Source organism: Bradyrhizobium sp. USDA 4354 (assembly GCF_054060315.1).
Genome location: NZ_JBSSDC010000001.1, coordinates 1,865,360 through 1,886,300, shown reverse-complemented (window position 1 = coordinate 1,886,300; position 20,941 = coordinate 1,865,360). Strand labels below are relative to the sequence as shown.

Below are 20,941 nucleotides of genomic sequence, written 5' to 3'. Positions count from 1 at the left end.
CGATGCTTGAAAGATGGACCCCGGCTCAGCAGCGCATCACCATAGTGCGTCGAAGACGCGCGTGAACGCGCTTTCGGTGACGCGCTGCGTCCGGGGCACGAAAGAGAAATCTCGTCCTATGACGCGCGCTGGGCCGCGGTCATCACGATGCGGATCAGGTCGGCGGCGTTGCGGGCGCCGAGCTTCTTCATGATGTTGGCGCGGTGGTCCTCGATCGTCCGCGGGCTGATGCCGAGCGTGCGGCCGGCTTCCTTGTTGGAGGCGCCGGAGGCGAACTGCTCCAGCACCTCGCGCTCCCTGCGCGTCAACGGCTCGCGTCCTGGGAAATGCAGCGAGCCGAATTTCGGAGACGCGTTCTCCGCCTGCCTGCGTGCATAGGCGCCGATCGCCTCGTCGAGCCGGCCGACGATCTCGCTGCCGCGGAACGGCTTCTCGATGAAGTCGAGCGCGCCGCTCTTGATCGCACCTACCGCCATCGCGATGTCGCCTTGCCCGGAGATCATGAAGATCGGCGCCGGATAGTCCTCGCCGTGCAACTCCTTCAGGATGTCGAGACCCGACTTTCCGGGAATATGCACGTCGAGCAGGATCGCAGCCGGTGTGCGGTTTCGCGCGACGGAAAGCAGCGCTGCGCCGTCCGCAAAACAGATCACCTCATAGCCCGCCGCCTTCAACACCATCGACAAGGTGTCACGAACGGCAGGGTCGTCGTCGACCACGAAGATTTCACCGCGAGAGCTTTGTTCGGCCATGTGCCACATCCGGTTGGCAATGAAGGACTCGCGTCCGCACAAATCGTTATGGCGCTCGGCGCGGATTCGGCCCACCCGTATTTGTACGGGACATGGACTTAACGCACAAGTAGCGGCATGGCGCCTAATTGCTGGAGACGGAGAATATCCATGCTAAATTTGGCTGACACGCCGCCTCTTGTCGCAACGCCCGAAGTCGAGAGCCGTGAACTGATTGCGGCAGACCTTCGCTTGCTGATCGCACAGATCGAGACCAGCATGCGCCGGATCGCCGCAGCCATGGATCAAGAACACGGCAGCGATCCGGAAGGTTCCGCGGACGTTTTCTTACTCGACGACGTCACGCCCCGTTATGCCACCGCGAACGCGGCCCTCGACGCCTGCCGGGCGGGCCTCGGCCACGCCCTGCAATGCCTGTCCGAATCCGGCAGCGCGGCGGACGACCGCGTCCGATCGCATGGCAGCTCCGCGGTTTAGGCGCGGTGCCGTTCCACGATCGCATCGTTGGCGACGCCACCCCAGGTGTGGATCGCCGGCAGGCCCATCGCGGTCTTGCCGAGATTGGCGAGGCTGATGCGCAGAGCCGCGAGATCCAGCGGCTTCGGCAGACTTTGAAGCTCGATCCCGACGGAACGGGCGAAGCTGCGGGCGGCGCTGCGGCGCTTGCCGTCCATGCCGCTGATGACGATCACGGAGCCTGCAAATTTCGCGCTCGCCATCTCGCGCAGCACGTCGATGCCGTCGCCATCCTCCAGCACGAGATCCAGCGTCACGCAGTCAAAGCGCGCAGCGCGGAGCTTCTCGATCGCGTCTGCCACTGACGGCGCCACGGTGACTTCGTGGCCGGCCTGCTTGGCGGCGACCGTGATCAGGCGGCGCTGCGTGGCGTCGTCGTCGACCACCAGGAGCTGAAGCGCACGCCGCTCGGCGACGTCGGGCAGGTTTGACGGGATGGGCGAAAGAGAACTTCTGGGCATTGCCGTATCCTGAGATTGAGACCGTCAATGGATACACGGCTCGCACTTAGGCCACGTAAAGCAGCTGCGGCCAATTGATTCCGAAATTTTCAGCAATTGTGAAGCAACGCGTCGGAAAGAGTGGCGACGCTGCGGCCAGATCACGCCGCGGCGTCATGGCCGCCGGCCGTACCGCGCTTCTTCCTGTTCTTGCCGCGCAGGAACTGGATGTCCATTTCGGCGCCGTTGACGCGGACCAGCTCGCAGCGACGGTAGGCGAGGCCCGTCGACGACAGCAGTAGGAAGAACTCTTTCAGGTTCAACCCCTGGATCGAGCCCTCCACCGTGAGAATGGCGTCGGTGTCGGAGATCGCGTTGAGCTTGCAGTCGCGCCGCCAGGTGCCGTCGATAGCCATGATGCAGACATCATAGCCCCGGCTGAACGTCACGCGTTCGGCGCCCTTGCCATCCTCGGCCATGCCTATCGTCCTGCCATCGCCGCCATGCGCGGCGCCGCAGCGGCGAGAACCGGCTTGGCCGCTGCCGCGCGCGGATCGTTCGGCTTGTAGAGGCCGCGCCGCTCCGGAATTGGCCTGAACGTATCGGTCAGTCCGACCACGGTTTCGGCGGCGCCCAGCACCAGGAAGCCGTCCGGCTCGATCTGGCGCGCCAGGCGGTTGAAGATGTTGATCTTGGTGTCCTGGTCGAAATAGATCAGCACGTTGCGGCAGAAGATGACATCGAAGGTGCCGAGCTGGGCAAAATCGTGCAGCAGGTTGAGCTGCCGGTGCTGGATCATCGCGCGCAATTCGGGATTGATCTGCCAGGTCTCGCCGGTCTGCTTGAAATACTTCACCAGCATCTGGATCGGCAGGCCGCGCTGCACCTCGAACTGGCTGTAGACGCCGGCCTTGGCCTTCTCGAGCACCTCCTGCGACAGGTCGGTCGCGATGATCTCGACGCGCCAGCCGGTGAGAGCCGCGCCCATCTCCTTCAGGCACATCGCCAGCGAATAGGGTTCCTGGCCGGTCGAGCCGGCGGCGCACCAGATGCGCACGCTGCGTTTGCCGGCGCGCGCCTTGATGATCTCCGGCATGATGTGGTCGCGGAAATGATCGAACGGGACCTTGTCTCGGAAGAAGAAGGTTTCGTTGGTGGTCATGGCTTCGACCACGTCGGTGATCAGCGCGCGCGAGCCGGCTTGCAGCTTCTGCACCAGTTCGGCGATGCCGGAGAGCCCGGATTTGCGGGCGAGCGGCAGCAGGCGGCTTTCGATCAGGTATTGCTTGTCTGCGGACAGGTCGAGACCGGAATTATCCTTCAGGAACTTACGCAGATACTCGTACTCGGTCGGGGTCACGGATGGCCTCTCAGAAAGCTGTACTGGAACACTCTGGCCCAAACACTTTGGGCCAGACACACTCAGACCATGGCTTGTCCGACCGGGATCAAACCAACTTCAGCGAACTTGTCGGCAATGATGTCTTTGTCGAAGGGCTTCATGATGTACTCGTTGGCGCCGCCGCTGAGCGCCTGAGCGATATGAGCCACGTTGTTTTCGGTGGTGCAGAACACGACCTTGGGCTGATCCCCACCGGGCAGGCGGCGCATGTGGCCCATGAACTCGAATCCGTCCATGACCGGCATGTTCCAGTCGAGCAGCACCGCATCGGGCAGCTTGCGCTGACAGATCTCGAGTGCCTTCGAGCCGTCCTCGGCCTCGGTGACCTCGAATTCCAGGCCTTCCAGGATCCGGCGCGCGATCTTGCGGACGACGCTGGAATCATCGACGACCAAACACGTTTTCATTTTGGTTCTCCGGCTTCGATGTTTTCGTTAGCTCACGCAGCCATCTGCACTTTGGTTTCGAGCTCGAGGACGCGATCGACGTCGAGGACGACCATGAGCTGGCCGTCGAGGCGGTGGACGCCGCCGGCGAGCTTGGCCATGCGAGGGTCGAGGTTGACGGGGTTCTCCTCCATGCCGTCCTCGGGCAGGCGCAGCACCTCGCCGATCTGGTCGATCAGCAGGCCATAGGATTCGCCGCGCAGGTCGACGCCGACCGCCATCGCCGTCTTGCCGTCCTCGTCCCTGGGCAGACCGAGACGCGAGCGCATGTCGACCACGGTGACGATGCGGCCGCGCAGGTTCAAGACGCCCGCGATCTCGCGCGAGGACAAGGGCACGCGGGTGACGCGCTCGGGCATGAACACGTCCTGGACGCGGGAGATCGGCAGGCCGAACAGCTGGCCGCCGATCATCGCGGTGACGTATTCGACCATGGCGCCTTCGCTGGATTGGGTCTTGCTGCTCATGTGTGTCTCCTGATCCCGGACTTTTGTCTGAGCATGATCTTGTCGGAAAACCGCTTCGCACTTTGCGCTAACGCGGCCCTTCGGGTCCGGATCATGCTCTACGCCGCCGCCCGGCTCAGCTCGGAGGCGCCCGCGGCGCCTGCGGTCTGCTCCTTCAGCGCCGCGATCAGACCGGGACGGTCGAACTTGGCGACATAGTCATGGAAGCCGGCCTGGCGGCCGCGCTCGATCGCCGCCGGCGACACCAGCGCCGAGAGGCCGATGATCGGCGTCGCAGCGAGGTTGTTGTCGGAGCGGATCACTTCCGCGAACTCGAACCCGTTCATGTCGGGCATCTCGATGTCGGTCAGGATCACGTCGAAGTTTTGGGCGCGCAGCGCCGCCAGGCCCTCCTGCGCGGTCGGCGCGGTGCGGACGCGGTAGCCGGCGGCTTTCAGCACCGGCGCCAGCATGTTGCGGAAGAAGGCTGAGTCGTCGACCAGCAGCACCGACTGCGAGTGCAGCGACGGCTTCATCTCCTTGCGGGTGAACCAGTCGGCGAACGCCATCGGCAGGAAGTGGCCGACGTCGATCACCTCGGTGGCCTGGCCCTTGATCACGGCCGAGCCCAGAATGCCGGAGGAAGAGCCGCCGACCTCGATGTTGAGCCGCTCCTCGACGATGTCGATGATCTCGTCGACGACGAGGCCCATGGAGCGGCCGTCGTCGGCGAACACCAGGATCGGCTGGACGCCTTGGCTGGCAATGGTGACGCCCTCCATGGCCACCAGCGGCATCAGCTGCTCGCGGTACTGCACCATGTAGCGGCCGTTCGAGAACTCGATCTTGTCGGCCGGCAGCTCTTCGAGGCGCGTGACGAGGCCAAGCGGGACCGCCTTGGGCTGCGACGAGCCGGCGCGGAACACCAGCAGCGAGGTGGTCTGCTCGCCCGAGCCGATGTGGTGGCCGGCGGCTTCGTCGCCCATGTCATGGGCCGAGGAGCCGGCGGCGCCGAGCGCTTTGGCAATGCCGTTGGGATCGATGATCATGATCACCGCGCCATCGCCCAGAATGGTGTTGCCGGAGAACATGTCGATGTGACGCAGCTTGGTCGACATCGGCTTGACCACGATCTCTTCGGTGTGGAACACGCCGTCGACGACGATGCCGAAGGTCTGGCTGCCGACCTGGGTCACCACGATGAAGCCGTTCTCGGGATCGGACGCCGCGCCGTCGTCGATCTTGAGCAGCTTCTTGAGGTGGATCAGCGGCAAGAGCTTGTTGCGCAGACGGAGGACCGCGGTGTCCTTGATGCGCTCGATGCGGTGCTCGCTGTTGGCGCGGGCGCGGACCAGCTCGACCACCGAGAGCTGCGGAATGGCAAAACGGTCGCCGGCGGCCTCCACGATCAGGGCCGAGACGATGGCCAAGGTCAGCGGGATCTTGATGGTGACCGAGCTTCCCTCGCCGGCCACCGACTTGATGTCGATGGTGCCGCCGATCTGGTCGATATTGGTGCGCACCACGTCCATGCCGACGCCGCGCCCCGACACCGAGGTGATGGCGGCCGCGGTGGAGAAGCCCGGCGCGAAGATGAACTTGTGGACTTGCGCTTCGCTCATCTTCTCGAGCTCAGCCTCGGTGACGAGACCGCTCGAGAGCGCCTTGGCCTTGATCTTCTCGGTGTTGAGGCCTCTGCCGTTGTCGGCGATGCAGATGATGATGTGGCCGCCCTCGTGATAGGCGGAGAGCCGAATGGTGCCCTGCTCGCCCTTGCCGCTGGCTACGCGCTCGGCGGGGGTCTCCAGGCCATGATCGGCGGAGTTGCGCACCATGTGGGTGAGCGGATCCTTGATCAAATCGAGCACCTGGCGGTCGAGCTCGGTGTCGGCGCCGTGCATCTCGAGTTCGATCTGCTTGCCGAGTTCGCTGGAGAGGTCGCGGACGATGCGGGGCAGCTTCTGCCAGGCATTGCCGATCGGCTGCATGCGCGTCTTCATGACGCCTTCCTGCAGCTCGGCGGTGACGTTGGAGAGGCGCTGCAAGGGCACCTTGAACTCGGTGTCCTCGTTGCGGCGGGAGATCTCCAGGAGCTGGTTGCGGGTCAAGACCAGCTCGGAGACCATGGTCATCAGGTGCTCCAGCGTATCCACGTTGACGCGGATCGACTGGTTGGCGATGCGGTCGCCCTCGCTCGCGCTCTCGTCGGCCATCGACTTCTTCGGCGCGGGCTTGGCGGGTTTTGCGGCTTCCTTTGCGACCGGCGCTTGGGGGCCGGGCTCGGCCTTCGCTTCAGCCTTGGCAACGGGCGCGGGGATCGGCGCTTCGATCGCGGTCTCGCGGAAGGCGCGCTCGAGCTCGTCGAGCGAGACTTCGCCCGGGCGCAAGGGACGCTCCAGGGTCTGCTCGACCAGCAAGCCCGTGGTCATCTCCTTTGCCGGCGCGGCGGCAACAGGGGCTTCCGGCGCCAGCGGCGGCGCGTCGGCAACGGGAGCGGTGCCAGCCGGCATCGGCTGCGCCGAGCCTGACATCGCGGCCATGCCCTGCTCGACCATCGCTTCCAGCTTGTCGATGAGATCGCGGTCGTTGCCTTCAGGCTCGGCTTCGGTCGCCTCGAGGCCGGCCAGAATCTCCTTGATGCGGTCGATCGAGGACAGGATCACCGTCACCGCCTGCCCGGTCACCGGCATGCCGTCACGGAATTTGCCCATCAAGGTCTCGCCGGCATGCGCCAGCGCTTCCAGCCGCGGCAGGCCGAGGAAGCCGCAGGTGCCTTTGATGGTGTGGACCAGGCGGAAGATGTTATCCAGGATCTTGGCGTTGTTCGGCTCCTGCTCGAACTTCACCAGCTGATTGTCCACGGTGTCCAGGCTCTCGCTGGTCTCCGTCAGAAACTCCCGCAACAGATCATCCATGAGCTACGCCTTACTGACCTGGACCTAAACCCGACGCCTGAGCCATCCCTGCACGGACGGACGCCCTATCCTGGATCGTTAGACATCCCCTTTCACAGTCCCGTTAATTTCATCCTCCGTGCTACTACGGATATTGAAGAGAAGTTTGCGGTTCGACTGCATGCCGCAGCGCCTTTCGGCAGAACCAGCTCCGCGCCGCAAGGGAGGAGCCGTGCGAAGTAAATGGGCCGATAACAACGGGACGAGGCGCGCGGGAAAGTCCTGCTCGTGAAGTGCGATAGAGACGGCGTGCAGGGTGTTGGACTGAGCCGCCCACAACGGCGGCGCTCTCGCGATCCGCGTTTTGCGGTGTTGCCGCGATCTGCCCGGTCCGTGCTCGAGGTAAACGAACGGTTACCCTGCAGCCAAAGCGGCTCGTGCCGCGCTAACCGAGCCGCGCGGCCGAGGCAACGTCGCCGTCGGGGCGATGCTCTTCCAGGCAATCGTTGATGGCGACGAGCAGCGCGCGCGGCGTGAACGGCTTGCGCAGCAACGGGTATATGAACGACATCACAACTTTTAGGTTAGTATTTGTTCGCCTCGCCACTGAATGTCAAACGGGCGCAGCGATCGTCTATCGGACCCGCCGGATTGACTTGCATGACCGCGAGCAGCCACCCTTCCAATCAGCTGCTGAAACTGCTCGACGCTGCGGATTTTGATCTGCTGCGTCCGCATCTCGCGACAGTCGGAAATGGTCAGGAAATCTGTCTTGAGCGGGGGCGGCGCTACGTTGCGATGCGTCTACTTCTCCCATGGTGGATCAGTTCAGCGTCGCAGGCCCACCGCCACAGAGGACAACTTGTCCCAATTGCCAATATATCCCGGCGTGAACATGATGGAACTACCCGCGCAGGACGTGATTGCGCGCGCGATTCGAGAGGTGCAGGAAACGGGGGAGGCAGCTTTGGAAACGACGGTGCGTCCATCCAACGGTTTCCTGTCCGCACTGCCGGCAGACGATTATGAATTGATCCGCCCGCACCTGCGAACGGTCGATCTGCCTCATGATGCCGTGCTGGTCGAGACCGGCGAGACGCTCAAGCGCGCCTATTTTCCCAACCGCGGCGTGATCTCGCTGGTGGTGGAGCTGGCCAAGGGCGAGCATGTGCAAGTCGCCATGATCGGCCGCGACAGCCTGCTCGGGACGCTTTCGATCATGGGCGATGCGCGTGCATTGAACACCGCCATTGTGCTGGTTCCCGGCGTCGCCTCGGTGATGGATCTGGACCGGCTGCGGATCGCCGCCGACCAGAGCAGCACCCTGCGCACGTTGCTCACGCGCCATGGGCTGGCTGTCTACGCCCAGGTGCAGCAGACCGCGGGCTGCAACGCCGCCCATCCGGTGGAGTCGCGGCTGTCGCGGTGCCTGTTGCACACTCATGATCTGTCGGGCGATTCCCGGCTGCTGCTGACCCAGGAGACCATGGCACAAATGATCGGGGCGCGGCGCAACAGCGTGTCGCTGGTCGCCAACTCCTTGCAGCAGGCCAATTTCATCCACTACAGCCGCGGACACATCCAGATCACCAACCTGGACGGCCTGCGCCAGACGGCGTGCGAATGCTACGCCACCGTGAAGGCCCAGTACGACCGGCTGCTCGGCGCACGCTGATCGCTGCGGTCGATTGGTAAACCGCCTGCTAATGCCGGCCTGCAAACACCGGCCATCCTGCTACCGGAACTGAAATTCGAAGGCCGTAGACACGGCGCATGCCTCGCGCCGGCACGTGCCGCGCGACAACCGTGATCAAGGCAGGCAAGGCCATGTTTGACGTAACCGTCGCGCCTGCGCAGACGACGCTCGATGCCAAACCCGCGCGCGAGCCGCGCGCGTACGAAGCGCTGGTGCGCGAGATCGGCGAGGACGGTGCCTGTGAGGTGCGCGATGTGTTCTGGAGCGAGACCTGCGCGCGCCTGCAACTGTTCCGCACGCTCTCGCTAGCGCAGCAGCACGCCAGGATCGCACGCGAAGCGCATTCGCTGAAGAGCGCGGCCGGAACGTTCGGCTATGTCAGGCTCGCAGCGCTGGCGTTGCGGCTGGAGAAGACCGCGGAGGGCCTCGGCGAGGCCGAATTCCGCGCTCTCCTGGACCTGATGGATGCCGCCTATGCCGCCGCGCGCGCGCAGGAGCCGCAGGTCTAAAGCGGCATTGCGCGAACCGGTATCCGCTTCGCTCGAAAGCGCTCCGGCACAGACCGCGCGGAACCCGCCGTACTTCTACGGTTTGGGATTTTTAGAGATGGCTAATCATAGGTGGCGATAGTCCCGGAAAACCAGGAGGGTTTTCCATGTTCACCTACGAGACCGCAGACCAGAAGGAGGTGCGTCGCTTCCGCATCGCACAGTTCAACGGCCGGATGGCGACGGTGAAGACTGGCGAGTCGACCGTGACCGGCTTCGTGCGTTCGGTGCTGGAGCAGGAATCGAGCATGCCTCCCCGCTGGACCATCACGATCATTCCGAACGCGCCGAAGGAAGAGATCAAGCCGCTGCGTCCCGCCTCGCGCGCACGTCCGTTCGCCGAAGATTATTTCTGAGCGCGGCGGGTTTCCCAGACTTCTCGAGAGATTCCTGGAGCCTCGTCCGCACGCCTGCCGGCGGCGCCCCCCCACCTCAGTCGATCGAATGCAGCAGCGCCGCACGGACGAGGTCCGCGGTGTTGCGCGCACCGAGCTTGCGCATCGCCTCGGCGCGGTGGCTCTCGAAGGTGCGCGGACTGATCTGCATGCGAAGCGCGCCCTGCTTGTTCGAGTAGCCTTCGCTGATCAGCCTCAGCACCTCGCGCTCGCGCTTGGTCAGCCGCTTCTGGCCCGACGGGCCGAGGAGTTCGGCGCTCGGCACGCGCTGCGGCTGCAGCACGCGGGCGGCCTTCGATTCTGCCCCCTCGGCGCTGGACGGGATCGGCAAGCCGCCCTTGTGCGGCCCGGCAAGCTGCTTGACCAGACCGCAAACGCGCTCGGTCTGTGCCAGCGCGTTCTCCACCACCCGCTGCAGATAGGCACGATCGCTCGTAACCGGCGCGAGCTGATCGCTGTGATGCTTGATCTCGCCCATATAGAGCAGGAGCGCAGTCAGGGGGCCGTTGAGCTCGCGGGCGATGGCAGCGGCCATTTCGTCGGCCGCCTTGGCACGGACGGCGCTCAGGCGGACGAAATCGGGCTCTTCAGCTGAAGCAGCGCTGCCTTCGTGCCATTCCGACCGCCGCGAATCGGTGGCCGTATCATTCTGTGACCCCATGTCACTCGTTTAGCGGAACCGGGGCCGGTCTGTGGTTAACTTTTTGTTCCGTAAGACTACGGTGATTTAGGCATTTTTCCGCGAAAATGGCGGCTTCGGCACAATTTGTGCTTGCGCGACGCCGCGCTCGACCATGCAGGGGTTGAGTTCTTCCCCGAGGATCTTCGGCGAGCAGGCTGAACCCCTTGGCCGCCGCCTTCCCCCTGACGTCCGCCCCCCGGGTTTTACGGATTAATTAACGGCGACTTGCTTCTCTAGGGAGGTTGAGAGCGCGCAAATGCCTCCACGCATTGGGCCCGCAAGCCCGCGGGACACGCTGCGAAAGATTGCGTGCCATGAACGAGATCGATCGGCTGTCGGAATTCCTGCAGAGGCTGACGCCGCTGTCGCGCAGCTGCCTGCTCAGCGAGCTCGAACGGCTCGAGCTGTGCGGCATCGACATGCCGGGTTCGGCCGACATCCAATCCCGCCTGCGCGCCGAGTTCCGCAAGGACGGATCGACCCAGGCGCGCGCCACCAACCCTTCGCGCTATTTCTTCGCGCCGCTGGAGCTGCTGCTGATCGATGGCGCGCCCGAGCACGCCAATATGGGGCGGATCTCGCGCAACACCCTCACCCCGATCTGGGAATGGATCTGCCGCGATCTGCTGCCGACCATGGCGCGCGACTACATCAAGGCGATCACCGAGCAGGTCGCGGCCAACAACCCGAAGGAAGTGCAGAAGATCGCGTCGACCTTCCAGACCAAGGTCGTCAAGGTCCTCGAGAGCACCCTCACCTCGCCGGAGAGCGCCGAATCTGCGCGGGCCAAGCTTGCGCAATACACGGCCTCGCGCAGCGCCTTCGACGACGTCTTGAAGATGCTTCATGTGCTGCGCGCCGGCGATGCGCTACCGAAGTTCAACGAGAAGCTGCCTGAGAAGATCGCGAAGTTCGACGACGGCCAGGTCGCCCAGATCACCGCGCAGCTCGACGCCTTCAAGAAGGCGCATCCCCAGGCGCTGCCCTTCGCGCTCGCGCTGGTGGCGCGGCGATTGAAGACGTCCTGGCAATTGGCGCGGCTCGCCACCAAGGCCGCCGCGAGCAAGGCCGCCGCAGACGTTGCCGCCACGCCCTATGCCTGCGCCGTTCCCATGGTTCTCGACCGGCTCGACGACAAGCGCCTCGCGCTTCGTATCGCACTTCGGCACAACCGGGTGCTGGTCGCCCGCGACCTGCTCGCCGAAATTTATGATACCGAATATGCGCTCAAGGTCCGCATCGACGGCATCGAACATTGCGACTGGGGCGTCCGCCTCCAGCAATTGATGGACGCGATCGCGGCGCTGGTGTCCGCCGAGGTGAGCCGCTTCCCCGCCAATGTCGGCCACATTCTTGGATCGCGGCGGCTGCGCAGCCACGACACGCTCGGCGGCAAGCTGACTTATCTGGCCTGGAAGGGACGCGACGCGATGCAGGACGGTGCAGCGGCGTTCCGCAAGTTGATCGGGCAGACCTAGATCGGGGCTTGGCCGCGAAGGGCACGTTGCGCAGCGCGGCTAACGCGGCAGGCACAGGAAGCGATCCATAAATCGCCCTGACAGCACGAATCTGAACCACCAATAGATCATTCGCCGCATCGACATAGCTGTAGTCCTCGACAGCCCACCACCGGCTGCGCGGAGCAATAGCGCAGATGCAGCAATGCGCATGTGATGCGCTTCACATTTGCGGCCGCCGGCCCGGACCTGTTGTCGCAGAACCGTCACGAGCGAAAGGCGACGGCGCACGCATCGCGGGAAGGCGCAACGTGAAAGCCACCGCCGATTAACGTTGCACCCGCTTCATCGCTGCGTCGGAGCAACCGCGCGAGCGCTTCCTTCGACGTCGTCGATCGGCAAGTCGCACGCCGATCGCGCGCGAAAGACATTTCATCTGCATCAACCGGTACTGCGCGTGTGGTGCTCGGGTATGCAAATTCCTTTCGAAGATTCTGTCGACAAATTAGCTCGAATTGCAGGGCTTAACGTTACTCAAATTATTCAAGAACGATGTGAAGCTCTCCTTATTTGAACCCACGCTCAGCGTTTAAGAAACCGTCACGGAACGGGAGTGGTGTACGATGAACGATGGGATTACTGAACTCGTCGAACGGAGGCCTGTGACCTTCGGACGGCGAAAGGTGACGCCGCGCGCCTGCGTGGCCGACAGCAAGCGTCACTTGCGCGCCTTTCTCAGCGAGGTGCTCGAGGATCTCGGCTTCGTCACCTGCGAATGTGCCAGCGCCGACGAGCTGCAGACCGTGCTCGCCAGCGAATTGCCGGACCTGATCCTGCTCGGCGTCGCCGCCGATGGCATCGAGCCGGGACGATTCCTCGAAGTATTGGTGCGCGAGGCCTTTGTCGGCAAAGTTCTCGCGGTCGGCGCCCGCGAGTCGATCATCGTCAAAGCCGTGCGGCAGGTCGGCGAGGAATATGGCCTTGCGATGCTGCCGCCGCTCACGACGCCGTTTGCCGCGGAGACGCTGCGCGAGCGCGTTGCGATGCTGCTGCCGGAGGAGCCGGCGCCGAGCCCGGCCGTGCATGTCGGCGAGGCCTTGCACGCCGGCTGGCTCGAGCTCTGGTACCAGCCCAAGGTCGACGCGCGGACGCTGGTGCGCAGCGGCGCCGAGGCCTTGGTGCGGATGCGGCATCCGACCTGGGGCGTGGTGCCGCCGGCCTATTTCATCCCGGAGCCGCACGATCCGCATTTTCGCGAGCTGTCGGAGTTCGTGATCGATCGCGCCGTGCAAGACTGGCACTATCTGCTGGAGCAACAAAGCCCGGTCGATCTGTCGATCAATCTTCCTGCCTCCTATCTCAGGGAGCCGCAGGCGGTGCGCGATCTCTGCCGCCGCGTGCCGACGCATCCGGCCTTCGGCGGACTGACGGTCGAGATCGAGAGCGAGGAGGCGATCCGCGAGCTCGATCTGCTGACCGAGGTCGCGCGCGAGGTCGGACTGCACAATATCGCCCTGTCGATCGACAATCTCGGCGCCGACTGGCCGGCGCTGATGGGCCTCGACAAGATTCCCTTCGTCAAGCTGAAGGCCGACCGGCAGTTCGTCACCGGCAGCGGCAATGACCGGCTCAAGCGCACGGTGTGCCGTCACATCGTCGAGCTGGCCCAGAGCTTTGGCGCGCGCGCGGTGGCGCAAGGGGTCGAGAGCCGCGCCGATCTCGTCGCCGCGAACGAGCTCGGCTTCGATCTCGTGCAGGGCTTTCTGTTCGGCAAGCCGATGCCGCTGAAGAAATTCGCAAGGAGCGCGTTGACGCGGACGGTGATGGGGCAGGCGTGAGGCGATAGGCCTCAGGCAAACCGCCGCGCGAAGAAGACGCAGGCGACCACGATCGCGGTCGCGGCGATCATGCTTCCTGCGACCGGCTCGTGCAGCAGAAGACCTGCGAGCGCGAGCCCGAAGAACGGCTGCAGCTGCTGCAGCTGGCCGACGCGGGCAATGCCGCCGATGGCGAGCCCGCGGTACCAGAAGATGAAGCCGACGAACATGCTGAAGACGGAGACATAGGCGAGCCCGATCCAGGCGGGCACGCCGATGCCGCTCCAGACGGGCGGCCAGGTCAGCACTGCGAGCGCCAGCATCAAAGGCAGCGCGAGCAGCAGCGCCCAGGAGATCACCTGCCAGCCGCCGAGGCGGCGCGACAGCGCAGCGCCTTCGGCATAGCCGAGGCCGCACAGCACGATCGCGGCCACCATCAGGAGATCGCCGGTGAGCGACGCCGAGCCGTCGCCGGAGAGGGCAAAGCCGGCCACCGTGGCGCTGCCGAGACAAGCGAACAGCCAGAACGGCGGCCGCGGCCGCTCGCCGCCGCGCAGCACGCCGAAGATCGCGGTCGACAGCGGCAACAGGCCGATGAAGACGATGGAGCGCGCCGAGGTGATGTGCTGGAGCGCGAGCGCCGTCAGCAAGGGAAAGCCGACCACGACGCCGATGGCGACGATGGTGAGCGAGGCGAGATCCTGCCGCTGCGGCCGCATCTGCCGGAGCACGACGAGCACCGCCGCCCCGATCAGCGCCGCGATGACGGCGCGCGCGGACGTCAGGAACAGCGCCGAGAAGCCGCCGACCGCCACCCGCGTCGCCGGCAGCGAGCCGCTGAAGATGATGACGCCGAGGAGCCCGTTGCCCCAGCCGATGGCGGAAGAGTGCATGTTGGTCTCGCTTGGTGGATGGCGGTTGATCTGGTGCCGCGACCGTTGAACGCTTCGCGTTCTGCCATGGAACAACAAAAGTGCGAAAACAACCCCATGCACAGTAGACGGGGGTTGCAAGATCAATGGGTTAGGTGGGGGTGGACTTGGGGGACGCGGCGGGCAGGGTTCCGAGAGCCAAAAAGCCGAGGGATCGTGGTTTGACTCGCCTCTCCGGCGCACCCCTGCGAGCCGACGAGAACAGGTCGCTAGCGGTGCCGCCCATTTCGAATGACGTCTCCCGTCATTTGCTTCGTCGGGCAAAACAGGAGCATAGTGCCATGATCGCAGGAGGTCGACAGGCAGGGTTCTGGCTGGGCCTTTCGGAGGCGAGTGAGTTGCATCATCGACGCTAGTTCGGACTTTTTTTCTCCGACATCGGCCGCTGAACAGTCGGAGTTTAGTGCAGTGTTACGCTAACCGCATTTGGTGGTGATCAGACAACCTTGTCCAGCAATCCTAAATGAAAAGCGGGATGCGAGGGGAGCCGAGCTTATTGGGCACTGTCGGTTTGCGGCGGCGCCACTACCGGCTCTGGCGGACGAACAGCTGGCAGGAGATCGCGCCAGACGTGCGGTGGGACCGGCAATCGGTGGCAGCGGCAAGCCATGAGTACGATGGGCCAATGCCCCAACCGGACGGCCGAAAGCCGATCATAGTGTGGGTTGCTCGTGACTTCCTCCAGGACGAAATCGAGAGTGTCGCGCGTGCCTTTCGTAACAGGAACGCCCGTCAGTGACGCACCATGATTGTCACGGCCGAGATAAAGATTGTCTTCGCTGTCTTCGTCCGGCAACCACGCCTGGAAGGTGCAGTGTCCAAGTGACTGGGCCTTGAAGCTGGCCAACTCGTCAAACAATTCCTGCTTGTTACGCGCTGCGGCCCACAGAGCGAGCATCGGGTACAGCGTGCTGCCCTCAGTCGAACCCTGACTATACTCCTCGCTGCGGTCGGAGGGATGATCGACCAAATCCCAATAGGAGCGGCTTGTTATCGGGTAGCGCCCATGCGTTTTGAACGCGAAGATGCTGCGTTTCGCCAACTCCTCGCTCCATTCGTCGATTGCAGCATGAGCCGCCGGGCGGCAGGCGAGAAGCGTAAAAGCGAGACCAATATCGATCGCCTGCCAGTCGCCAACCGGCGACAAGAGGGCCCGGTTGTTGCCGACAATCTGCGCTAGCCGCTGGCAGAGACGGTCGATCCGCTCGACGGTCTCCCTAGTGCTCTCGGCAATCGCGGTTGGAACTGTTTGCAGATAGTCATTACTGAGCACAATCGGGCCGTATGGCGGCGCGAGCTGCCACACCAACCACAGCCCCCGCAGCGCAAGGCGACCGACAAGTTCGAACAGCTTGAGATTTACGTCGAGCGCCGCATGCGATCCAACCGCCGAGGAGAGCGCATGCCGAACGTCCGCGTGAGGCAGAATCTTCGTCTCGAACAATTCGTCCCAGATCTTGAAATGCAGCTCAGCCAGCTCGTTGATGACGAGACCTGCCGCCTCAGCCACTTTGCCTGAGCGCGCGACATCTCCTTTGAGAAGGTGCCAGACCTCAAGATACGCGCGCTCGCTGGCTCGATAGGGAGCCTCGACATTGTTCGCCTCGCGCGCCCAAACAAACATGATCCACAGGCAAATGTTAATCAGCCGCGCTTGTGACAGCCGCGCCGCCGGACTCGCGCCGGGCGCATCGGCTATAGCACGCAGAAGCCTCCCGAAATGGTCGAGCGCGATGTCGGGCTCCTCGACCATCGCGGCGCTTTTGCGCAAATGGCTCCGCAAAGCGGCGGGGAGCAAACCTTCGCGAAGGATGCCAGCGAGGATGACATTTGCCAGACGGTCTCCGTTCCACTCTTCGTAGCTGATCCGCTCGGTGGTGTTGCGGCTCATATAGCCGGTCACTTCAGCACGAACTTGCTCGTCTATCGCGCCGCCGAACGTGAGGCAGATAGCGATCGGCAACTCAGCATACTCAGGCGGGATACGGCTTGCGATGTAGTGGTCGAGAATTTCGTCCAGCGATGGCCTGAGACTCTGCGGCGAGGCCGTGTTCCACTCGGCGCGATCGAGATCGCCCGATTTGACCGAGAAGAGATGGACACGTCGCACGCCATCGCGTCCGGCACCGACCGCAGCTACGTCTACGCCATATTGGCGGGTTCCCCGCGCTGGACGCGAATAGACCGTGAAACCAAGCTCCGTTAGCAGATCTGGCAGGACCGCATCGAGCTCGCCGCGCTCGCGCAAGGAGGCAAGATACTCGCGAATAACGAGCTTCATTTCGCCACTCGCATCGCACGGAACACGCGGAGCGTATAATCCAGTTCGAACGGTTCGAGAATGTCGAGCCGCGGCGCCTCGACACTGTGGCTGACACTGTGCAACTTCATTTCGTTGCGCTGCCTCTTGCCATCAGGCCCCTCGAAATAGCTAATCGAGCGATTGCCGTAGAGGAGCACCGAGCGACTCACGATCGACAAGAAGATCGACTTCTTTTCGGCCTGCTTGTGCGCTTGGCGCATCGACTCGTGCCGGCGATGATTCTCGATCAACCGCTCGCGCTCGGACGGGCGCAGCTCCTTGATCCTACCGGCCTTGCGCAGCCCCTCAATGTAGGTCTCAAGCCGGGCGAGCAGTTCTGCGATAACGAGATGTGCGGGATCGGAGCTGTCCCTTGCTCGTTCACGGAGCCAATCGGCAAGCTCCCCCGAATAGTTGATGAGCAGTGGATCAAAGAGGACGTTCGCCATTATTTTGCGGGGGTCCTCCGCGGCGCCGCGGATGAGCCCCAGCACCAACGAGGCTGCAGTGATCGGGTGAATGAACAGATAGCCGACTGTGCGATGCGCGAGCAGGATCGCGTCGGCGTCTGACATGCCAGCTGCAGTGCCGCCGACCTCTAGTACAAGTGGCCCGCCGTGATGGTTGCCGACTAGCGAATGTGCGGCTTCGCCGAGGTTGCGATCGAGCGATAACAGCCACCCTATTATTACCTTCGTCAGTTGATCTGGTGCGAGTTGGAGCAAAGCGTGGGCGAAGCCCTCAAACGCCTCAAGCGAGGTGAGTTCGTCATTCGCGGAGATCAGTGGCGTGACTACTTCAAGCGCCTGGTCTAAGCGTCCGTGCGTCACGAGCTTTGAAATTGCGGCGTCGATGTTCTTAAGCGTGGCGTGATTGCCAATCGCAACCTTGTGCACGATCGCAGTTAGACCTGCCATGATCGCTGGCGAAAGTGTCTCGCCGTGAAACATGAGCTCGAAGGACACTTGATGAATTGCCTGGTCGCCGACTTGAGTTCTGGCCTTGGCGATAAGCGCGACCGCCGCTCCTTCCATGTCCTTATGGGCACGGGCAATCTCACAGATGGCGGTTACGATATGCCCGAGGCTATTGTCGTCGGCGGCCACCCTGGCAGCCGCGAGCGCATCTGCGGCGCGGATTCGGTCCTCTGGCTTCGCGAGCACCATGGTGCCGATCGCTTTGGCTGCCGCGGACCGTGCAGGCGCGGCCGTGCTGGCGAGATACCCAATCGCTTGATCGAGGGCGATCTCGGGCTCGTTCTTGGCGAGCGCCTGGAGCCCAATGAATAGATAAGCCGCGTCTTCGGGTTGAGCAGCATCGAGGGCGGAGAGTGTGACCCTGGCGCGATTGCCTTGCTCTGCCCAACTCCGATAAGCGCCGTTGGGCATGCCGGATACAAGATCATTGCCCGCGCGTGCGATTAACGCCTTCACCGCTGCCAGCATAGCCGGCACCTCGGCCTTGAGTTCGGGAATGAGGCCGCAATAAACGTGCAAAATGGTGAAAAAGTCGTGCTGGGTGATTGGAGAGCTGTCAATCGTGCGCGCAGGCTCAAGCACATTGATCGTGCCGTCGTTATGGAGCGCCGTTAGCGTCGCGCGGAACTCTCTACCGATGTCATCAGTGCTGTGGCCACGCAGGCGCTCGACCAACAGCTCCAGGAACGTGCCCGCACTGTAGTGCGCAATGATTTCGTTCGTATCGGCCATCGTCCACCGCGGCTACACAAGAATGCCACCGCTCCAATGTTGAGGGCTACGCATCGTACGCCATCGTCGGCCCTACAGGATCTACTGTTACGCCGTTCGGCTTGGGAAAATCGACAGATAAACAAACATATGCGGAGAGGGAGGGATTCGAACCCCCGATAGGCTTGCACCTATGCCGCATTTCGAGTGCGGTGCATTCAACGACTCTGCCACCTCTCCTGAAGGCGTCTTATAGGAGTAGCGGCCCCCGTGGTTCGGGACGTTAATAGGCGAGGATGGCGGGCCAGACAAGGCGCTCGGGGCGAAAATCAGACTGGTTCTAGGAACTGGCAACGCCATGTCCCGGCGAAGATGCCGGTCGCGGCAGCTTTTTCAGCGGCAGTTTGAAAGAATTGGGCACATGCCCGGACCATCGCAGCGGCATGCCCCGGGGCGACCGACGGCTTGGACGCGACCGAATCACATATGGCCGGGAGAGGAGAGGATGTTTCCGCAATGGGACAGTCTCGAAGAGGAGAAAGCCCTCACCCGGCGCCGCGGCAATCGATCTATCCCAGCGCCATTCCGCCCTAATACCACGGCTCCTCGTACACCGGCTTGCCGTCGAGCAGCAGCCGCTTGATGGCGGCGCGGCCTGAGGGCAGCACGGCGGCGACGATCCGCAGCTTCTGCTGATTGCGGGCCTGCTCGAGCGTCCTGCCCTCGCCTTCGGGCACGAAATAGCTTTCGAGGCCGTATTTGATCGTCAGCTTGTCGCAGAAGATGGGGCTGGTCGAACCGCAGGAATAGAGGACGCGCCCGCGGATCAGGATTTCGGGAGCCGTGACGGCAACAGGCTCGGCATGCACCGAGACGGCCTCGTAAAGCCCGCTGGCATTGGGCGCGAGCTTCACGAACACGACGGGATTGCGCGTCCCGGACGGCTTGCCCGTGAGCGCACCCGCCGGCAGCTGCGAGATGTCGTAGCGGAGCACGACATAATCGCCGCGCAGGAGATCGCGGGGATCGACGGGCTGGGTCTGCAGGGTCACCTCACGGCCGTCGCGCAGGATCTGCACGCGATCGGCGACCATCAGGATCAGCAGCAGGCATTGGATCAGGATGGCGACGCCGAACAGCACGGCTTTCGGGATGCGCTGCCAGAGTCTTGTGACGGATGCGATCAGCTCGGTCATCGCTCGACCCTCGGCAGCATGCGATTGAGCGCGGTTGCAAATGCGACGGCCGCGACGCCCGCCGCCGCTAGGAATGCCGAGCGACGCAGCAGCGACCCCTTCACCGCCCAGGTGATGCCGGCGATGACCCCGGCAATCCCGAGCCAGCCGGCGACGATGCGCGGACGCACGTCATCGAGCATGCCGGAGACGACGAGACACAGCATGGCTGAGAGCAACGCGGCATAGGCGAGCCAGGATTCGCCGGCCATGGATGCCGGCCACACCGGCGCCGCGAGCAGGACCAGCCCGATCGCACCTGCTGCAAGGAGTTCTCCCGCGCGCCTGGTGATTGCAGCCGAGATCAGCGCAAGGATCACACCGGCAACCCCGCACGCGATCGCCCAAAGCGGCTGGCCCGCAACAGACCCGGCGCGGAAGCGAACGAGATCGTCGACCGTCGTCACCTCCAGGAACGCGGCAATGGCGAGTGAAAACGCGCCGTAAATCGACAGGACGCTGCCGAGCCGGAGCGCTCTCGGCGACGGCGCGGCGGCGATCGCGAGCCCGGCGCCGAACAGCAAGGCCGCACCGTTCGCGAGCACGAATGACGGCTGGGCACCGTCGAATTCGAAGCGAAGCGACGTCGCGACCCACCACGGCAGCACCGCGACCGCGACGAGGTGGGCGGCGACGCGGGAATGCCAGGCGAAGGCGACAGCGGCGGCCAGCAGCCAGACCGCCAGGAACGAAAGATGCAGGACATCAGGCGCATCGTAGATGCGCATGCAGGTCCAGACCGAGGCGGCCGCGAGACCGACCGCAAGCGCGCCGCGCGAGCCGGTCAGCACCGCCGCGGCAAAGGCGCCGATCGACCACAACAGCATGCCGCCGGCAAAGTCGTCGCCGAGATGATACATCTGGCCGACCAGCGCGATGCCCGCGCCGAAGATGATCGCACCGATGCCGGCACAGAGATCGGCGAGAACGGTGCGCCCCGTCGCGGCGAACCAGGCGCCGAGGCCGCCGGCGACGATCATGCCGGCGATCAGGATCGCAAACCGCGCCAGCCGCGCGATCTCCGTCCAAAGGGCCGCGACAAAGGCGAGGAACGCGGCTGCGATCAAGAGGCCGCCGACGATGGCGACGACCACGGCGATGTTGATGCCGGGCGAGGTTGGCGGCAGCGCATTGCGGATGGAGGCGGCGGCCGCCGGCGCGATCACGCCATCGGCTTCCCATTGCGCAAGATCAGCTTCGAGGCGCTGACGGTAGGCTTTGTCGAACATCGTCCTGGATACCTGGCGCCAGTCAGCCGGCGGTGTTTGCTTCGTCGGATCCAGCCTTTGGCAG

The 20,941-nt window shown here is 63.9% G+C and carries 20 protein-coding genes and 1 tRNA gene; 6 read left to right on the top strand and 15 right to left on the bottom strand.

What is annotated here, in order from left to right; translation table 11 throughout:
• Positions 1–116 precede the first annotated feature (116 nt).
• Positions 117–752, bottom strand: a complete 636-nt coding sequence (locus ACVIIV_RS08900) for a response regulator transcription factor (protein WP_091897867.1) — start codon at positions 750–752, stop codon at positions 117–119.
• A gap of 150 nt (positions 753–902) precedes the next feature.
• Between ACVIIV_RS08900 and ACVIIV_RS08895 the strand changes: the two genes are divergently transcribed.
• Positions 903–1,229: a hypothetical protein gene (locus tag ACVIIV_RS08895; RefSeq protein WP_456743847.1), complete on the top strand. Its 327-nt coding sequence runs from the start codon at positions 903–905 to the stop codon at positions 1,227–1,229.
• On the opposite strand, the gene ACVIIV_RS08890 is transcribed toward ACVIIV_RS08895, so the two are convergent.
• The 7 genes from ACVIIV_RS08890 to ACVIIV_RS08860 form a co-directional block, all read right to left on the bottom strand.
• The gene (locus tag ACVIIV_RS08890; protein WP_100236822.1) at positions 1,226–1,729 is read right to left on the bottom strand and encodes a response regulator; all 504 of its coding nucleotides are present in this window, start codon (positions 1,727–1,729) and stop codon (positions 1,226–1,228) included. The genes ACVIIV_RS08895 and ACVIIV_RS08890 overlap by 4 nt on opposite strands.
• 140 nt (positions 1,730–1,869) lie before the next feature.
• Positions 1,870–2,187 carry a hypothetical protein gene (locus ACVIIV_RS08885; RefSeq protein WP_027577507.1) on the bottom strand — a complete coding sequence of 106 codons (318 nt, stop codon included), beginning with the start codon at positions 2,185–2,187 and terminating at the stop codon, positions 1,870–1,872.
• 2 nt (positions 2,188–2,189) lie between these two features.
• Complete coding sequence (locus ACVIIV_RS08880) at positions 2,190–3,068, bottom strand: CheR family methyltransferase (RefSeq protein ID WP_456743846.1); 879 nt, start codon at positions 3,066–3,068, stop codon at positions 2,190–2,192.
• A gap of 62 nt (positions 3,069–3,130) precedes the next feature.
• The gene (locus ACVIIV_RS08875) at positions 3,131–3,517 is read right to left on the bottom strand and encodes a response regulator (protein WP_027577509.1); all 387 of its coding nucleotides are present in this window, start codon (positions 3,515–3,517) and stop codon (positions 3,131–3,133) included.
• Between the two features lie 32 nt (positions 3,518–3,549).
• Complete coding sequence (locus tag ACVIIV_RS08870) at positions 3,550–4,023, bottom strand: chemotaxis protein CheW (RefSeq protein WP_456743845.1); 474 nt, start codon at positions 4,021–4,023, stop codon at positions 3,550–3,552.
• 98 nt (positions 4,024–4,121) lie between these two features.
• Entirely contained in the window at positions 4,122–6,917 is a 2,796-nt protein-coding gene (locus ACVIIV_RS08865) for a hybrid sensor histidine kinase/response regulator (protein ID WP_456743844.1), read from the bottom strand.
• 424 nt (positions 6,918–7,341) lie between these two features.
• Complete coding sequence (locus ACVIIV_RS08860; RefSeq protein ID WP_456743843.1) at positions 7,342–7,467, bottom strand: hypothetical protein; 126 nt, start codon at positions 7,465–7,467, stop codon at positions 7,342–7,344.
• A gap of 396 nt (positions 7,468–7,863) precedes the next feature.
• Here ACVIIV_RS08860 and ACVIIV_RS08855 point away from each other — a divergent pair, with 396 nt between their 5' ends.
• From ACVIIV_RS08855 to ACVIIV_RS08845, 3 genes are all read left to right on the top strand, one after another.
• Positions 7,864–8,571 carry a Crp/Fnr family transcriptional regulator gene (locus ACVIIV_RS08855; protein ID WP_456748688.1) on the top strand — a complete coding sequence of 236 codons (708 nt, stop codon included), beginning with the start codon at positions 7,864–7,866 and terminating at the stop codon, positions 8,569–8,571.
• A 152-nt stretch (positions 8,572–8,723) separates the two neighbouring features.
• Positions 8,724–9,101, top strand: a complete 378-nt coding sequence (locus tag ACVIIV_RS08850; protein ID WP_456743842.1) for an Hpt domain-containing protein — start codon at positions 8,724–8,726, stop codon at positions 9,099–9,101.
• A 146-nt stretch (positions 9,102–9,247) separates the two neighbouring features.
• Positions 9,248–9,496: a hypothetical protein gene (locus ACVIIV_RS08845; protein ID WP_456743841.1), complete on the top strand. Its 249-nt coding sequence runs from the start codon at positions 9,248–9,250 to the stop codon at positions 9,494–9,496.
• A 76-nt stretch (positions 9,497–9,572) separates the two neighbouring features.
• Here ACVIIV_RS08845 and ACVIIV_RS08840 read toward each other — a convergent pair whose 3' ends face one another.
• A complete protein-coding gene (locus ACVIIV_RS08840) occupies positions 9,573–10,196 on the bottom strand; it encodes a LuxR C-terminal-related transcriptional regulator (RefSeq protein ID WP_456743840.1) in 624 nt (207 codons plus the stop codon).
• A 335-nt stretch (positions 10,197–10,531) separates the two neighbouring features.
• Here ACVIIV_RS08840 and ACVIIV_RS08835 point away from each other — a divergent pair, with 335 nt between their 5' ends.
• On the top strand, positions 10,532–11,695 hold the full coding sequence (locus ACVIIV_RS08835) for a hypothetical protein (RefSeq protein ID WP_456743839.1): 1,164 nt from the start codon (positions 10,532–10,534) through the stop codon (positions 11,693–11,695).
• A gap of 602 nt (positions 11,696–12,297) precedes the next feature.
• A complete protein-coding gene (locus tag ACVIIV_RS08830; protein WP_456743838.1) occupies positions 12,298–13,512 on the top strand; it encodes an EAL domain-containing protein in 1,215 nt (404 codons plus the stop codon).
• An 11-nt stretch (positions 13,513–13,523) separates the two neighbouring features.
• Here the strand turns inward: ACVIIV_RS08830 and ACVIIV_RS08825 are convergent, their stop codons facing one another.
• From ACVIIV_RS08825 to ACVIIV_RS08800, 6 genes are all read right to left on the bottom strand, one after another.
• The gene (locus ACVIIV_RS08825; protein WP_456743837.1) at positions 13,524–14,384 is read right to left on the bottom strand and encodes a DMT family transporter; all 861 of its coding nucleotides are present in this window, start codon (positions 14,382–14,384) and stop codon (positions 13,524–13,526) included.
• Between the two features lie 532 nt (positions 14,385–14,916).
• Positions 14,917–16,704 (bottom strand): hypothetical protein, encoded by a 1,788-nt coding sequence (locus ACVIIV_RS08820; protein ID WP_456743836.1) that lies wholly within the window; start codon positions 16,702–16,704, stop codon positions 14,917–14,919.
• Positions 16,701–18,434: a hypothetical protein gene (locus ACVIIV_RS08815; RefSeq protein ID WP_456743835.1), complete on the bottom strand. Its 1,734-nt coding sequence runs from the start codon at positions 18,432–18,434 to the stop codon at positions 16,701–16,703. The genes ACVIIV_RS08820 and ACVIIV_RS08815 overlap by 4 nt, the downstream gene beginning before the upstream one ends.
• 132 nt (positions 18,435–18,566) lie before the next feature.
• A tRNA-Ser gene (locus ACVIIV_RS08810) sits at positions 18,567–18,653 on the bottom strand.
• A gap of 350 nt (positions 18,654–19,003) precedes the next feature.
• Complete coding sequence (locus ACVIIV_RS08805; RefSeq protein ID WP_456743834.1) at positions 19,004–19,609, bottom strand: GDYXXLXY domain-containing protein; 606 nt, start codon at positions 19,607–19,609, stop codon at positions 19,004–19,006.
• The gene (locus ACVIIV_RS08800; protein ID WP_456743833.1) at positions 19,606–20,877 is read right to left on the bottom strand and encodes a DUF2157 domain-containing protein; all 1,272 of its coding nucleotides are present in this window, start codon (positions 20,875–20,877) and stop codon (positions 19,606–19,608) included. Before ACVIIV_RS08800 ends, ACVIIV_RS08805 begins: the two co-directional genes overlap by 4 nt.
• Between the last annotated feature and the right edge of the window lie 64 nt (positions 20,878–20,941).